At 73.8% G+C, this 14,558-nt stretch carries 13 protein-coding genes and 1 pseudogene; 7 read left to right on the forward strand and 7 right to left on the reverse strand.

From position 1 onward, the window contains the following. The 3 genes and pseudogenes from ACFVIM_RS09415 to ACFVIM_RS09425 form a co-directional block, all read left to right on the forward strand. A pseudogene (locus ACFVIM_RS09415) lies at positions 1–283 on the forward strand (spore coat protein CotH); the annotation flags it as partial. A 191-nt stretch (positions 284–474) separates the two neighbouring features. Continuing rightward, positions 475–1,221 (forward strand): response regulator transcription factor, encoded by a 747-nt coding sequence (locus ACFVIM_RS09420; protein WP_384300080.1) that lies wholly within the window; start codon positions 475–477, stop codon positions 1,219–1,221. Between the two features lie 5 nt (positions 1,222–1,226). After that, positions 1,227–2,846, forward strand: coding sequence for a sensor histidine kinase (locus ACFVIM_RS09425; protein ID WP_384300081.1), 1,620 nt, complete (start codon positions 1,227–1,229; stop codon positions 2,844–2,846). A 224-nt stretch (positions 2,847–3,070) separates the two neighbouring features. Here the strand turns inward: ACFVIM_RS09425 and ACFVIM_RS09430 are convergent, their stop codons facing one another. Then, positions 3,071–3,460, reverse strand: coding sequence for a MerR family transcriptional regulator (locus ACFVIM_RS09430; RefSeq protein WP_384300082.1), 390 nt, complete (start codon positions 3,458–3,460; stop codon positions 3,071–3,073). A 112-nt stretch (positions 3,461–3,572) separates the two neighbouring features. Here ACFVIM_RS09430 and ACFVIM_RS09435 point away from each other — a divergent pair, with 112 nt between their 5' ends. Further along, a complete protein-coding gene (locus ACFVIM_RS09435) occupies positions 3,573–4,445 on the forward strand; it encodes a polysaccharide deacetylase family protein (protein WP_384300103.1) in 873 nt (290 codons plus the stop codon). Positions 4,446–4,559: 114 nt separating this feature from the next. Here ACFVIM_RS09435 and ACFVIM_RS09440 read toward each other — a convergent pair whose 3' ends face one another. Then, positions 4,560–5,216 (reverse strand): response regulator, encoded by a 657-nt coding sequence (locus ACFVIM_RS09440; RefSeq protein ID WP_384300083.1) that lies wholly within the window; start codon positions 5,214–5,216, stop codon positions 4,560–4,562. After that, positions 5,213–6,466: a sensor histidine kinase gene (locus tag ACFVIM_RS09445; protein WP_384300084.1), complete on the reverse strand. Its 1,254-nt coding sequence runs from the start codon at positions 6,464–6,466 to the stop codon at positions 5,213–5,215. Before ACFVIM_RS09445 ends, ACFVIM_RS09440 begins: the two co-directional genes overlap by 4 nt. A gap of 131 nt (positions 6,467–6,597) precedes the next feature. Between ACFVIM_RS09445 and ACFVIM_RS09450 the strand changes: the two genes are divergently transcribed. Then, on the forward strand, positions 6,598–7,533 hold the full coding sequence (locus tag ACFVIM_RS09450; protein ID WP_384300085.1) for an SDR family NAD(P)-dependent oxidoreductase: 936 nt from the start codon (positions 6,598–6,600) through the stop codon (positions 7,531–7,533). 106 nt (positions 7,534–7,639) lie between these two features. Here the strand turns inward: ACFVIM_RS09450 and ACFVIM_RS09455 are convergent, their stop codons facing one another. Both ACFVIM_RS09455 and ACFVIM_RS09460 read right to left on the reverse strand, forming a co-directional pair. Further along, the gene (locus ACFVIM_RS09455) at positions 7,640–9,013 is read right to left on the reverse strand and encodes a sensor histidine kinase (RefSeq protein WP_384300086.1); all 1,374 of its coding nucleotides are present in this window, start codon (positions 9,011–9,013) and stop codon (positions 7,640–7,642) included. Between the two features lie 7 nt (positions 9,014–9,020). Next, the gene (locus tag ACFVIM_RS09460) at positions 9,021–9,695 is read right to left on the reverse strand and encodes a response regulator transcription factor (RefSeq protein WP_384300087.1); all 675 of its coding nucleotides are present in this window, start codon (positions 9,693–9,695) and stop codon (positions 9,021–9,023) included. Positions 9,696–9,841: 146 nt separating this feature from the next. Between ACFVIM_RS09460 and ACFVIM_RS09465 the strand changes: the two genes are divergently transcribed. Next, positions 9,842–10,297 (forward strand): hypothetical protein, encoded by a 456-nt coding sequence (locus ACFVIM_RS09465; protein ID WP_384300088.1) that lies wholly within the window; start codon positions 9,842–9,844, stop codon positions 10,295–10,297. Positions 10,298–10,375: 78 nt separating this feature from the next. Here the strand turns inward: ACFVIM_RS09465 and ACFVIM_RS09470 are convergent, their stop codons facing one another. After that, entirely contained in the window at positions 10,376–11,578 is a 1,203-nt protein-coding gene (locus ACFVIM_RS09470) for an erythromycin esterase family protein (protein WP_384300089.1), read from the reverse strand. 58 nt (positions 11,579–11,636) lie between these two features. Here ACFVIM_RS09470 and ACFVIM_RS09475 point away from each other — a divergent pair, with 58 nt between their 5' ends. After that, the gene (locus ACFVIM_RS09475; RefSeq protein WP_384300090.1) at positions 11,637–12,455 is read left to right on the forward strand and encodes a TioE family transcriptional regulator; all 819 of its coding nucleotides are present in this window, start codon (positions 11,637–11,639) and stop codon (positions 12,453–12,455) included. 65 nt (positions 12,456–12,520) lie between these two features. On the opposite strand, the gene ACFVIM_RS09480 is transcribed toward ACFVIM_RS09475, so the two are convergent. After that, positions 12,521–14,254 (reverse strand): FAD-dependent monooxygenase, encoded by a 1,734-nt coding sequence (locus tag ACFVIM_RS09480; protein ID WP_384300091.1) that lies wholly within the window; start codon positions 14,252–14,254, stop codon positions 12,521–12,523. Positions 14,255–14,558 lie beyond the last annotated feature (304 nt).

A 14,558-nucleotide genomic window follows, 5' to 3' on the forward strand; every position in this document is an offset into this window, starting at 1 on the left:
CGCCCAGGCCGGGCCCGGCGGCAGGGGCGGCATGCCACACCCCCTGAAGAGCAGGTTCCTGGCCCTGGACGCCTTCGACGCCCCGTACAAGAAGGCGTACCGCGACCTGTACCGGACGTTCTACGCCTCCGGCTCGGCGGAGAAGAACCTCAAGGTCATCGCCGAGCGGGCCCGTTCCGCCGGGGCCGACTCCACGGGCCTCGACGCCGCCGTCACCGCGCTGACCAAGACGATCACCGCCCGTTCCGCGGCCCTGGCCAAGGACAAGGAGGTGACCGGCTGACCGAACCGGTGTCCCGGGCCGCCCACGGTCGCCCGGGACACCGGGCGCACCCGCTGCCCGGCCCCGACCGCCGCACCGCCGGGCCGCGCATCCCCACGCCCCTCGCACAGCGGGGCTGCGTATCATCGCGCCGCCGTAACCGGGGACGCCCTGCCGCGGCCTCGCCCACCCGTACCCCGAGGTGCCAGAACATGAGCGACGAACACTCCCCGGCACAACCCGCCGCGGCACGGCACTCCGTCCTGGTCGTGGAGGACGACACCAGCATCCGCACCCTGCTGACCTCCGCGCTCACCGCGGCGGGCTACGCCGTGACGAGCGCGGTCACCGGGCGGGAGGCCGTGTCCGAGGCCGGGCGCCGCCGCTCTGACCTGATCGTCCTGGACGTCATGCTCCCGGACACCGACGGCTTCCGGGTCATCCGCGACCTGCGGGCCCGGGGCGTCTACACACCCGTGCTGTTCCTCACCGCCCGCACCGGTGTCGAGGACCGCATCATCGGCCTGAGCTCAGGCGGCGACGACTATGTCACCAAACCCTTCCATGTCCAGGAGGTCGTGCTCCGCGTCCGCGCCATCCTGCGCCGCAGCGAGACGGTCCCGGCCGCGAGCCGTCGCCCGCCGCTGCGCTATGCCGACCTGGTCCTCGACGAGAGCAGCCGCGAGGCGCACCGCGCCGGACGCCCGGTCGCGCTCTCGCCGACCGAGTTCCGGCTGCTGACCTGTCTGCTGACCCATCCCGAGCGCGTTCTGGAGAAGGCCGAGATCCTTCAGATGGTCTGGCGGTACGACTTCGCGGGCGACACCAGGATCGTGGACACCTACATCAAGAACCTGCGCCGCAAGATCGACCATGAGGCACCCGCACTGATCCACACCGTCCGCGGGGTCGGCTACTGCCTGCGGCTGCCGCGCGACCCGTCGACGGCCCCGCGATGAGGGCCATGGACGGGTGGCGGCCCCGTTCCTCTCGTACGGGCACTGCCTCCGGGGCCCCGCGTACCGGCACTGTCGCCGCTTCCCCGCGTACCGGTCGTACGTCCCGGTCCCCGCGCGCCCGTCTGGCGGCGCTGCGGCCCCGGTCCCTGCGCGCCCGACTCGTCCTGATCTCCGGACTGCTGGCCACCACCGCCGTCCTGGTGAGCCAGTTCGTCGGCCTGACCGTCCTGCGCGGCTGGCTCACCGACCAGGTCGACGAGCGCCTGGCCCACTTCCGGCCGCCGCCGCGGATCTACGCGGATCTGGCCCGTGGTGGAACCCTGCCGCCCCCGCCGCGCCCGGGTGACGCGCTGCCCTCCGACTACCGCGTCCACTTCTACGATCACGAGGGACGTCTGCTGCCCAGTGCCCTCGGCAGCGGCGAGGACCCGGGACCTCGCCTCCCCGAACGCGCCGCCGACCTCGGCCTGTCCGCGGACAAGCCCGGCACGGTCCCGGCCGAGGGCGACGGCGGTTCCGACTGGCGCGTGCTCCCCTCCACCGGCCCCGACGGGATGCTGGCCGTCGTCGCGCTCCCCCTGGACACCGTCGACGGCGCCACCACCAAACTGCTCTGGCTCGGCCTCGGTCTCGGCCTCACGGTCGCCACCGGAACCATCGTGCTCGGCAATGGGGCCATCCGCCTGGGCCTGCGCCCCCTGACCCGGGTCGAGCACACCGTCGAGCACATCACCCGGGGGGCCCTCGCCCTCAACGTCCCCGTCACCGAACCGGACACCGAGGTCGGCCGTCTCGCCGTGGGACTGAACACCATGCTCGACCGTCTCCGTACGGCCCTGCACCGCGCGGAGAGCTCCGAGCGGCAATTGCGCCGCTTCCTCGCCGACGCCGGGCATGAGCTGCGGACCCCGCTCACGGCCGTCCAGGGTTTCGCCGAACTCCTCCTCGCCGACCCCGCCATGGCCGACCCGCGACGCGACGAGGCCCACACTCTCATCGTCCACAACGCCGACCGGATGAGCCGTCTCGTGGACGACCTGTTCCTCCTGGCCACCCTCGGCCGCCCCGGCACCCCCGACCGCGAACCCGTCGACCTCCTCTCCCTGGCGGCCGAGGCCATCGCCACCGCCGGGATGCGCCACCCCCACCACGCCATCACCCTGGCACCCCTCACACCCGGCGCCGGGGCCGAGACCGCCGACCTCGATGTGGTCGAGGCGCCCGGTGACCCGCACCAGCTCGCGCAGGTGCTGAACAACCTCCTCTCCAACGCCTGCGTCCACACCCCGGCGAACACCCGCGTCCGGGTCGGGGTCGGTGCCGGTCACGCGCCGGCCCACCCGCCGCCGGGTGGCGGCCCGCCGCTGCCGGAGGGGGCACCGGTCTGCGTGATCGAGGTCGCCGACGACGGCCCCGGTATCCCTCCTGGCGACGCCCCCCATGTCTTCGAGCGCTTCTACCGCGCGACGGCGCCCGACCGGCCCACCGAACCGGGTACGGGACTCGGGCTCGCCATCGCCAGCGCCATCGCCATGGCGCACGGCGGCCGCCTGGAACTCGACAACCGCCCCGGCCGGGGGTGTACCTTCCGGCTCCTGCTGCCCCACGGGACGGAGTCGGCCTGAGCGCCTCCGTACGGCTGTGCCCGTCCCCCGACCGCGGCCGGGAAGCGGACAGGGCCCAAGGCCACCGGGTGGGAGCGGCCGAACCGGAACGGACCGCCGCCGACGTGGTCCGCGCTCCAACGGACCGCCTCCGCGGCGACGACCTGTCGTGCTCCATGGCGGTGAACCGTCCCGGGGTGGTGAGGCTGGACCGGGGGACGTTCCGGCCGGGCCGCGCCCCCTGCTCAGCGCGTCCCGGATTCCCCGCCGGAAGCGTCACCCCGGCGTACCTCGTCCACGTACGCCGCGATGGCGTCGCGGTTGCGGACGAGGACGGCGATGCGTTCGGTCATCCGGTCGCGTTCCCGGTCCAGGGCGGCCAGCATCTCCGCCGTGGGGTTGGGGAAGTGGATCGTCCCGGGTGTGTCCAGACAGGGGAGGACCCGCCGGATGACGCGGGTGGGCAGTCCCGCGTCGAGGAGGCCGCGGATCTGGAGGACGCGGTCCACATAGCGTTCGTCGTAGTGGCGGTAGCCGTTGGCGGCGCGCTCGGCCACGATCAGGCCCTGCTCCTCGTAGTAGCGCAGCAGCCGCCGACTGGTCCCGGTCCGGTGCGACAGTTCCCCGATGCGCATGTGATCCACCTCATGTCCGGGCGCGTTGACCCTCACATTGATGTGAGGGTTCGAGTCTAGGGGCCGGACGAGTCACGGCCCCGGCGGGCCGGACGGAGACGAGGTGCGCGCGATGATGGAACAGCGGCTCTACGACTACAGCCCGATCGTGGAAAGGGGACCGCTCCGGTGGCCCGGGGAGGCGCGGGTCGCCTTCTACGTGGGGCTCAATATCGAGCACTACCGGCTCGACCGGCCCTCGACCAGCACCTTCCCCGGCACCGCCGAGCTGGTCCCCGATCCGCTCAACTACGGCTGGCGGGACTATGGCCCCCGGGTGGGCATCTGGCGGGTGATCGAGAGCCTGGACCGGTACGGGATCCGGGCGAGCGCGCTGCTCAACTCCGATGTCGGCGAACGCTATCCGCAGATCATCGACGCCGGGCGGGCCCGGGAGTGGGCCTGGCTCGCCCACGGCAGGAACAACTCGACCTTCCATACCGGGCTGACGCCGGACGAGGAATTCCGCACGCTGACGGAGATCGTCGACACCATCGAGCGTGCCACCGGCCAGCGCCCGCGCGGCTGGATGGGCCCGGCGCTCACCGAGACCCTCAACACCCCGGAGATCCTGGCCGGTCTCGGTCTGGAGTATGTGCTCGACTGGACCAACGACGACCAGCCGTACCGGTTGAACGTCCCCGGGATGCTCAGCGTTCCGTACTCGGTCGAGCTGAACGACATCGGTCTGTTCGTCAGCAAGGGCATGACAGGACCGGAGTTCGTCCAGATCGTCAAGGACCAGCTGGACCGGCTGTACGCCGACGCCACACCCGAGAGCGGCCGGGTGATGGCGCTGGCCCTGCACCCCTTCGTCATCGGGCAGCCGTTCCGGAGCCGCTATCTGGACGAGGCGCTGGACTACGTGGTCAGCCATCCGGGGGTGTGGCTGACCACCAGCGATGAGATCGCCGCGCACTACGCGCGGACCACGGAGCGGGGGTAGCGGACCCGCTGGCCGAGGAGGTCCGCTCCCCGGCCGGAAGCCGCTGCCCGAGCGGGGCCCGGCGGCGGGTGAGGCCGGGCGGCGCGGTCCCGGCTCGCGGCCTCCGCGGTGGTGTCAGTCCGGTACGACACCGCAGAGCACGGCGAGGACGGCGAGACGGATCCGGTTGTCCCGTCCCGTCTTCGCCATCAGATGCGCCACATGGGTCTTGACCGTGGTGATGCCCAGGTGCAGCCGGTCGGCGATCTCCTGGTTGGACAGCCCTTCGCCGAGGAGGGCGAGCACCTCCCGCTCGCGCGGAGTCAGGGTGGCGGACAGGGCCCGCGGCGCGGGTGGTCCGGCCGGTGCCGGGGTCGTCGTCGCCCGGGTGACGAGGCGGGCCAGGGCCTCCCGGCTGAACGGGGCCGCTCCGCCCGCGGCCCTGCGTACCGCGTCGAGGATCTCCGCCGGTGGGGTGTCCTTGACGAGGAAGCCGCAGGCCCCGGCCGTGAGCGCCGGGTAGAGATGGTCATCGTCGTCGAAGGTGGTGAGGGCGACGACCCGGGTGGACGGCCGGGCGGCCAGGATCTGCCGGGTGGCGGTGATGCCGTCCGTCCCCGGCATCCGCAGGTCCATCAGGACCACGTCGGGGGCGAGCCGCGCGGCCAGGCGCACGGCCTCGGCGCCGCCCGCCGCCTCACCCGTGATCTCGATGTCCGGGGCCGGCTCGAACAGCATGCGCAGACCCATGCGGACCAGATGCTGGTCGTCCACGACCAGGACGCTGATCACGGTCGCTCCCGGGGCGGGAGTCCCGCCGTGGGCAGGTCGACGGTCAGCAGCCAGCCCCGCCCCGAAGGCCCCGCCTCCAGCCGGCCGCCCAGCAGTGCGGCCCGTTCCCGCATACCGGTCAGCCCATGACCACCGGGGCCCGGTGCCGGGCGCGGTGGCTGCCCGGCGCCGTCGTCATGGACCGTCAGACGTACGGAGTCGTCGGCCAGGACGACGCGTAACTCGGCCCGCGCGCCCGGACCGGCGTGCCGGACCGCGTTGGCCAGGCCCTCCTGGGCGAGCCGCAGCACGGCCAGTGCGCGCTCCCCGTCGAGCCGGGCGACCGCCGGGTCCACCACGGCGGTGACGTCCAGTCCGGTACGGCGACCGCGTTCCGCCACGGCCTCCAGCGCGCCGGGCAGGGAACCGCGCACGGCCGGTCCGGTGGTGTCGGTCTCCGGGTCGCCGGGGGTGCGCAGCACGGCGACCAGGCGCCGCAGGTCGGCGAGTGCGGCATGGCCACTGCTGTGCAGATCGTCGAGGACTTCGGCGATCCGCGCGTCCGCTCCCGCCGTGGCCGTGGCCGTGGCCGTGGTCGTGGCCGTGGTCGTGGCGCCGTCCGGCGCCGGGGCGGGGCCGTGGACGACGTGCCGGGCGACGCCCACCCGCAGCACCATCGAGGACACATGGTGGGCCACCAGATCGTGCAGGTCCCGCGCGATGGCGGTGCGCTCGGCCGCGCGGGCGGCGGCCAGCTCGTGCTCGGCCGCACGCGCCCGCTGCTCCGCCTGGATACGGGCGTACCGCGCGGTCTCACGGGTCATCCGGACATAGGACCCCAGCAGCAGCGGCAGTCCGGCGACGACGCCCATCTTGAAGAGCACCGGGAGCAGTTGGCCGGGGAGGTCGCCGAGCCGGTTCACGGCGAGCGCGAGGGCGAGTACCGCGCCTCCCAGCAGCGGCAGCCGCCCCGCGTGCCGCACCGCCAGTTCGAAGAGGGTGACCGCGGCCAGTGTCTTGAGCGAGGGGACGATGCCCGTCCCCAGCGCGTGCGCGAGGACCAGCAGCGCCGACTGCGCCACCAGCGCGGTCAGGATCCACCGGCCCGAGGCCAGGCACAGGACCAGCGCCGCCGCGGCGAGCCATCCGTCCTGCTCCCCGGTCGGCCGCCGCACCAGCAGGAAGTCGCCGAGCAGGACCGCGGCGTACACCAGGGCGCGGACACCGGCGTAGCGGTGGTCGAACACGAGCTCCGTCAGCGGTCGGTTCACACGCCCACGATAGGGGGAGCGCGGTGTCCCGGGGCTCCGGCCGCCGGAGGACACCCGGTCCTCCGAGAGGCCGCGCGGACCGGCCGGAAGGAGGAGGCGGGCACCGGCACCGGACCGCGAGTGTGGTCCGTGTGGACAACAGACATGACACACCGTCCGGGGAACCGGGACGACGCTCCCTCATCGGCGCCGCCGCCCTCGGCGTGGCGGGCGCGGGCCTCGGCGCCCCGGCCCACGCCGCCGACCGGGCCGGGGCCCGCGCCCCGGACCGCCGCTTCCTGGGCAGATCCGTACTGATCACCGGAGGCACCTCGGGCATCGGCCGGGCGGCGGCGCTCGCCTTCGCGGCGGCCGGAGCCCGGGTCGGGTTCTGCGGCAGACGGGCCGAACTCGGCCGCCTGGTCGAGCGGGAGATCAAGGACGCCGGTGGCGACGCCGTGTATCTGCGGGCCGATGTCCGCCACGCCGACCAGGTGCGCGCCTTCGTGGACCGGGTGGCCCACCGCCACGGCGGTATCGACGTGGCCTTCAACAACGCCGGTATCGGCGGGAACGGACTGCCGCACGAGATGAGCCCCGAGGAGTGGGACGACATCCAGGCGACCAACGCCCGGGGGGTCTTCCTCGCCCTCAAGTACGAGATCCCGCATATGCTCCGGGCCGGGACCGGCGTGATCATCTGTACCTCGTCCTCCGCCGCCGAACAGGCCCGCCCCAACGGCGCCGCGTACACCGCGAGCAAGCGCGCCGTGCAGGGGATCGTGAAGGCGGCGGCACTCGCCTACGGTCCGCGGGGGATCAGGGTCAACGCCCTGCTCCCCGGCACCACCGACACCCCTCTGGTCCGGCCACCCGGCATCCCCGACGCCGACTGGGACCGCTACAAGCGGGCCTTCGGACCGCTGAACGTCGACGGTCTCGAACGGATGGCGGAACCCGACGAGATCGCACGGGCGGTGCTCGGGCTCGCCTCCGACGACTTCCCGTATCTCACGGGAGCGTCCATCGCCGTCGACGGTGGCGCGACCGCGGGCCGCAAGCTGCTCCGGAGCGGGCCCGGCGGCTGAGGGCGCCAGGCCCGGAGGGCACGGGCGTGCCAGCCCCGGAGGCGCCAGGTGCCCGGACGGATCCGCTCGGCGGTGGTGCACGGGGGTGACCACCGCCGGGCCGGAGCTACCGCGTCGCGGTGTCATCACCGGGCCCCCGTGGCCGGTCGGCCGATCGCGGCGGCGCCTTCGGCAGCCGCAGGACGAGCCGGGCGCCGCCCGGGACACCGGCGGGGGCCTGGGCGGTCAGCGTGCCGCCGTGGGCGGTGGCGATGGAGCGGGCGATGGCCAGACCGAGACCGGTGCCGCCGTCCTGGCGGGTGCGGGCGTCGTCCAGGCGGGTGAAGCGGTCGAAGACACGCTCGCGGTCCCCGGCCGGGATCCCGGGGCCGTCGTCGGCCACTTCCAGGACCACGTCCCGGTCGCCGACGGCCACCCGGACCCGGACGGTCGTGGCCGCGTGACGGCGGGCGTTCGTCAGGAGGTTGGCCAGCAGCCGGGTCAGCTGGGCGGCGTCTCCGCGTACCGGCGCGGGGCCGGGGGCGTCGACGCCCGGGGCCGGGGTGGCGCCCGGCCGGCGGGCCTGGTCCCGGACGAGGGAGGCGAGGTCGACCTGGCGGTGGTGCGGGGTGTGGTGGGCGTCCAGCCGGGCCAGTAGCAGCAGGTCGCTGACGAGTGCCTGGAGATGGCCGGTGTCTTCCAGGGCTTCGGCCGCGACCTCGGGCCAGTGCGCGCTCTCGGGGCGGGCGAGGGCGAGTTCGAGACGGGTACGCAGGGTGGTGAGCGGGCCGCGCAGCTCGTGGGAGACATCGCCGGTGAAGGTGCGCAGCCGGGTGACGGCGCGGTCCAGGCGGTCCAGGGTGGTGTTGAGGGTGGTGGCCAGCCGGGAGATCTCGTCCCGTACGGGTGGGACCGGGAGGCGGCGGTGCAGGTCGTTGGCGGTGATCTCGGCCGCCTCACGGCGTACCGCCTCGACCGGTGCCAGGGCCCGGCCCACGGTCACCCAGGTCAGCAGCGCCCCGAGCAGCACGATCAGCAGTACACCGGTCGCCAGCAGGATGAGCATGCCGCGCAGGGTGTCCTCGGCTGCGGTGAAGTCGACCGGGCTCTGGGCGCGGTAGCGGCCGTCGGCCGAGAACGCGTACTCCTTGCTGCCCCCGCTGATCCCCGGCGCCGGGGACCTCCTCTCCAGGGACGGTCCGGAGGTGGCGTCCGGTACGGGAACCAGGTCCAGCCGGGCATCGCTCACCTCGACCCCGTCGATGCTGTACGCACGGGAGTCATCCCGTCCCGCCCGTTCCATGAGCGCCACCGCCAGATCGGCCTGCCGCTGCGAGGAGTTACGGGCCGACTGCCACAGATCCCCGCGTACGGTGGTGAGCAGGACGGCCGCCCCCGCGGTCAGCGCGACGGCCAGCACCGCGGCCACGGCGAGGGTCATCCGGCCCCGCACGGTGGCCGGAACCACGCGGCGCGCGGGGCGGCGCGCGGACGTGGGCACCGGGTCCTCAGCCGTCGGGGGAGAGCCGGTACCCGGCGCCCCGGATGGTGCGGATGCTCCGGCGCCCGAACGGCGCGTCGATCTTCCGGCGCAGCGCACTGACGTACACCTCCACGATGTTGAGATCGCCTTCGTAGTGCTCGTCCCACACCCGCTCGGCGATATCGGTCTTGGTGAGGACCTCATCGGCCCGCTCGGCCAGACAGGCCAGTACCGCGAACTCCTTGGCGGTCAGGACGACTTCGTCCGGACCGCGCCAGCAGCGCAGCGACACCGGCTCGATGCGCAGGTCCCCCACCTGGAGCACCGCCGTCGGGCGGCGTCCTGAGCGGCGGATGAGGGCCTTGAGACGGGCGGTGAGCACGATGAAGGAGAACGGCTTGGACAGGTAGTCGTCCGCTCCCGTCTCCAGCCCCTCGGCCACGTCGTACTCCCCGTCCTTGGCGGTGAGCATCAGCACCGGTGTGGCGCTGCCCGCCGCGCGCAGCCTGGCGCAGACGGCATAGCCGTTGAGACCCGGCAGCATCACATCGAGCACGATCACGTCGTACGTTCCCGACAGCGCGCGCCGCAGCCCCTGGCGCCCGTCGGCGGCCCAGTCCACCGCGAAACCCTCGTCGGCCAGTCCCCGGCGCAGCAGCGCCGCCAGGCGGGCGTCGTCTTCCACCATCAACATGCGCATGAGACGCAGCCTGCCGCACCGCGGAGCGCGCGGGCGCCGATGCTGAAGGGTGCTTCAGGGTTTCAGCGTGGGCTCAGCGGCCCGCTGGCACGGTGACGTCCATCGCCACCGCGGACCGAGCGGTGACCGGACCGGAAGGACATCCCGTGCGTCAGTCGAAGACCGTCAAGCGTGCCGTCATCATCGGCGCCACCGCCCTGTTGGGCATCAGCGCCACCCTCGGCGCCGCCCAGGCGAACGGCGCCGACACCACCGAGCCCAAGCCCTCGGTCACCGTCCAGCACGCGGAGAAGGGCTCGGCCGCCTCTACCGACGTGGTCGGTAAGGAGACGGGCGGGGGCGAGCGGCCGCCCCTCAAGGTGACCCGGGAGCACAAGAGCGGTGAGGGGGCCGAGTTCTGCTTCACGCCGGCCGATGGTCAGCTGCCGGATGGGGCGGCGGCTCTGTCCAGCAGGGCCGACCAGCCGGGTCTGCTGACGGTCGCCAAACTGGTCAGCAAGAGCATCCCCCAGGGCGAGGGCAAGAGCACACCCCAGGGCAAGGGCGGGCCGGAGTTCTGCCTCGACCGGTTCGAGGCCGCCAAGCCCGCGCCCAGGAAGTAGACCGGGCCGAGCGCCCTCCACCGGCCGTCCCGCTCGCCAGGCGGGACGGCGCCGGGTCCGCCTGACAGGGCAATACACCTAGAGCTGCGGCACGTCCTTGAGGAAGACGATCCCGTGGTGCGCGGACAGGTGGGCCGGGTCCAGCGGCGCGTAGCCGAACCAGGGGGACACGCGGGGCGTCGGGGGCGTGGCGGCGAGGGCGGTGGCCAGGCGGGGGGCGTCGATGAGGCAGGGGTCTTGAGGGAGGGAGTACAGGAGCCCTTCGAGGGTGTCGGGGGGCGGGGCGTCTACACCCTGGTGACGCATGGTGCCCAGGGCCGTGGCGAAGAAGGCGTACTCCGCGCCGAGGCGGGCGCTCACCAGGGCGCCCGCGCTCCACCATGCCAGCGGCGCCCCGCCCATCCGTACCGAACTCCTGTGGCGCTGGAGATGGGAGTTGTGGGCGAAGACCAGCGTCGGGCCCCACTCGGCGACCGCGAGCAGGTTGTCGGCCATCATCGTGTCCCGCACACCCAGCAGCCGGGTCAGGCGGGACGGTGTCGGGTCGGCCATCCAGAAGTGGTAGCGCAACAGGCCCGTGGCGGTCCGTCCGTACCGGCGCGCGCGGTCCTGATCCTCGCGTGACCCCGGTGTCAGCAGGTCCGGTGCCCGCTCCTGGAGCAACGCCACGAGATCGTCCGCGAGCACACGCAACTCCCTGGCCTCGGCCGACCGGCCGACCGAGCGGGCCGGGTCGAGCATCGCGGCCGGATCGGTCCACGCGTCGTCCACGCCGAGCAGACGGTCCAGTGTGCCGGCGGTGCACGGGAGCAGAGCGGTGTCCAGCCGGGCCGCGAGGTGGGAGTGGAGGGCAGTGAGGGCCTGCCGGGGGCTGGCGGCGGCGGTGATCTCCAACGGGCCGTCGATCCCCGCGAAGCGGATCCGCTCGGAGGCGGGGCGGCCGTCGTTGTGGGCGCGCATCCAGCGCACGAGCGCCCGGTTGGCCGCCGAAGCGCCGAAGCCATGGCTGAATCCGCGCTCCATGACGTCGTCCAGGGTGCCCGTGCCCGAGGTGACGTAGTCGTCCACGACCAGGCCCCTGAGGCAGTCGCTCTCGATCGCGATCACGCGATAGCCGTGCCGCTCGACAAGCTGGCGGAAGAGCTCGTTGCGCGGTTCGAGCAAGGAGTCCTCGCCGTGGGTGGGCTCGCCCAGGGCGAGGACCCGGGGCCGGGCCGGGAGCAGCTCCAACACGGCGGCGGCCTCCAGGGCATGGACGGTGTCGGTGATGTCGGTAGCCATGGCTTCAACGGTATCGTTGAAGCCTCAGTGGAGACTTTTGCGGAGTGGGACCGGGGTTATGGGGAGAAAGTCTCAAAGGCATGAGCTACTGCGGCCGGTTGACCTGGCGCGTCCGCACGGTCTGTCCACCCAGGCGGTCAGAAACTACGAGGAGGCGGGCATCCTCCCGGTCGCCGACCGCACGCCCCACGGGTACCGCGTCTACACCCCCCGGCACGCGCGGGCCCTGACCACCTTCCTCGCCCTGCTGCCCGGCCATGGACACCCCACGGCCACGGCGGTCATGCGCGCGGTGAACGAGAGCGCGGACGACGAGGCGTTCCGGCTCCTGGACGAGAGCCATGCCCAACTCCTCGGCGACCGCGCGACCCTGCGGGCCGTGGAAGGCGCTCTGCGCGACCTGGAATCCGCGATGGTGGCCGAGACGGACTCCTCCGGTGTGTCCGGTATCGCCGGGATCCCCGGCGCGGGCGGGGCGCCTGGGTCGGGGACTCCGGTGCCGGGGGCCGGGGCGAGCGCCGTGCCGGGGGCCGGTCGTCTCTTCATCGGGCCACTGGCGGCGCGGCTCGGCATCCGGCCCGCCACACTGCGCGCCTGGGAGCGGGCCGGGCTGGTGCGGCCCCGCCGTGACCCGGGAACCGGGTACCGCGTCTACGACGAGGCCGATGTGCGTGACGCCCGGATGGCCCATCAACTGAGGCGGGGCGGCTACCCCCTGGAGCGGATCGCCCCGCTGATCGCCCAGGTGAGGGAGGCCGGCGGGCTGGAGCCACTGGAGGCCGCGCTGGGGGACTGGCACGAGCGGCTGTCCGCCCGCGGGCGGGCGATGCTCAGGGGCGCCGCCGAACTGGAGGCGTATCTGCGCGGGCGGGGCTGACGCGCTGTCCGCTGACAGTTTTGTTCCATTCATTCCGCTCATTCCGCTCATTCCGTACGGAGGGTTCATTCCCTGCGCGGGGCCGCCGAGCCCGTGAGGGCGGTGAGGGCGCCGTGGAGGGGCGGGACGCCGGGCGGGTGGTCGCGCCAGCGGGCACCGATATGGCCGTCGGGCCGGAGGAGGAGCGCGCCGTCGGGGCCGAGCCCGCAGGCATCGCCGTACTCCCCGGGAAGGCGCTCCACGCGCAGCGGCCACGGTGACGCGCTCCGTGGCTCCCAGCGGGCGGGGTCCGGGGTGAGCAGGGTGAACCACGCGCCGACGGTGTCGAGGGTGGAGTGCCCGGCCGTGAGCCACAGGTGGGGCATCCGGCGGCCGGGCTCCGCCGTGGGGACGTAGTCCGTGCCACCCGGGTCGCGGGGGAGGAGGCCCGCGCCGCCTTCGGGAAGCGCGCCGCTTTCGGGGCGTACGGTGCTGTCGGGAAGCGCGCCGCTTTCGGGGCGTACGGCGGTGGAGTCGTAGGTGACCCCGAGCACCAGGCCGAGTTGGGCGAAGTACTGCTCCGACCAGGGGAGTTCGATGGTGGTCGGTGTGGTGTCACCGGCCCGGAGCTGCTCGCGGCGCAGGCTCTGCGCGTCGAGCATGAGCCGGGTGTTGGTCACCGCTTGGCGCAGGGTGCGGTGGGCGACGGGCCGCCGTTCCGTCCCGTAGCTCTCCAGCAGGCCCGGTCCGGCCCAGCCGCGCAGCGCTCCGGCCAGCTTCCAGCACAGGTTGTGCGCGTCGGCGACACCGGTGTTCAGGCCCAGCCCGCCGATGATGGGGATCGCGTGCGCGGCGTCCCCGGCCAGCAGGACCCGGCCCTGGTGGAACCGCTCGGCGACGAACGCGTTCATCCGCCAGTGCTGGACCCGCAGGACCTCGGCCCGCACCTCGGCGCCGGGGCCGAGGGCGCGGGTGACGAGGGCGGGCCAGTCGGCCCGTTCCGGCGCGTCGGGGGTGGGGGCGAGCCAGGCCCAGCCCCCTTCGGGATAGAGCGGGAGGAAGGTGCCGTGCGCGGTGAAGTAGACCCCGGCGGGCTGGCCGGCGCACCACCGGGTCAGGTCGGCGTCGAACACGACGGTGGTGACGGCCGCCAGGACGCCGGGGCCCTGGGTGCCGATGGCCAGCCGTCTCCGTACGGTGGAGTGCGCGCCGTCGGCCGCCAGGACATAGCGGGCGTGGACCCGTGTCTCGTCGCCACGCCGGTGGTCGAGGAGGGTGGCCGTGACGCCGTCGGCTCCTTCGGCCAGGTCCATCAGCTCGACCCCGAACCGGGTCTCGGCGTCCGTCGCCGCGAGCAGGGCGGGTTCCAGCCGGTCCTGTGAGGTGACCACGCCGACCACGGGGGACTCGGGGATCGGCGCGTTGATCCCGACCATCGCGGCCGTGGCGAAGTCGTGGTCGAGCAGGGTGTCGCGGAAGCGGACGCGGCCGAACTCGGGCGGGAAGGCGCGGGAGCTGATCCGGGCGGCGAGTCCGAGCTGGCGGAAGATCTCCATCGAGCGGGTGTTGATCAGCCGGGACCGGGGGAAGGGCGACAGCTCGCCGTGCCGCTCGATGAGGAGGGTCCGCACGCCCCAGCCGTCCAGCAGCGCCCGCGCCGTGAGCCCGACCGGCCCGCCGCCGACGATCAGCACCTCCACGTCCGGCGATGGCGCGCCCCCTGTGCCCGCCGCCCGGCCCGGGGCGGGACGGTGCGTGCGGTGACCGTGTGGCGGGCGGACGGGGGTGGCGGCGGGGTCGTCGCTGCCGTGGACCGTCATGGGATCGATTCTCCGGGTCCGGGCGCGTCCCGCATGTCCGCCGGGCCGGGTGTGGGCGGTCCACACCCCACCCGTGGGGGGCTTGACGGGCCGGGGGCGCCGCGCCGGGCTGCATGTCCGCCGACCGGACGCGGTTCGGATGCGGGTCGGGCGGTTCGGACGCGGGCCCGGCGCGGGCAGGACGCTGGTCGGACGGTTCGGACGGTTCGGACGCTGACCGGGCGCGGACCGGACGGTTCGGACGCTGACCGAGCGCGCCGTGCGGGCCCGTGTGTCCGGCAGGGACCGGACGGTAGCCGGGTGC

The organism is Streptomyces sp. NPDC057638 (assembly GCF_042800315.1).
In the GTDB taxonomy this organism is placed as follows: Bacteria; Actinomycetota; Actinomycetes; order Streptomycetales; family Streptomycetaceae; genus Streptomyces.

Excerpts from the sequence above, each read along its gene's own strand:
- ACFVIM_RS09420 (WP_384300080.1), top strand. The coding sequence starts at position 475 with ATGAGCGACGAACACTCCCCGGCACAACCCGCCGCGGCACGGCACTCC.
- ACFVIM_RS09425 (WP_384300081.1), top strand. The coding sequence starts at position 1,227 with ATGGACGGGTGGCGGCCCCGTTCCTCTCGTACGGGCACTGCCTCCGGG.
- ACFVIM_RS09430 (WP_384300082.1), bottom strand. The coding sequence starts at position 3,460 with ATGCGCATCGGGGAACTGTCGCACCGGACCGGGACCAGTCGGCGGCTG.
- ACFVIM_RS09435 (WP_384300103.1), top strand. The coding sequence starts at position 3,573 with ATGATGGAACAGCGGCTCTACGACTACAGCCCGATCGTGGAAAGGGGA.
- ACFVIM_RS09460 (WP_384300087.1), bottom strand. The coding sequence starts at position 9,695 with ATGCGCATGTTGATGGTGGAAGACGACGCCCGCCTGGCGGCGCTGCTG.
- ACFVIM_RS09470 (WP_384300089.1), bottom strand. The coding sequence starts at position 11,578 with ATGGCTACCGACATCACCGACACCGTCCATGCCCTGGAGGCCGCCGCC.
- ACFVIM_RS09475 (WP_384300090.1), top strand. The coding sequence starts at position 11,637 with ATGGGGAGAAAGTCTCAAAGGCATGAGCTACTGCGGCCGGTTGACCTG.
- ACFVIM_RS09480 (WP_384300091.1), bottom strand. The coding sequence starts at position 14,254 with ATGACGGTCCACGGCAGCGACGACCCCGCCGCCACCCCCGTCCGCCCG.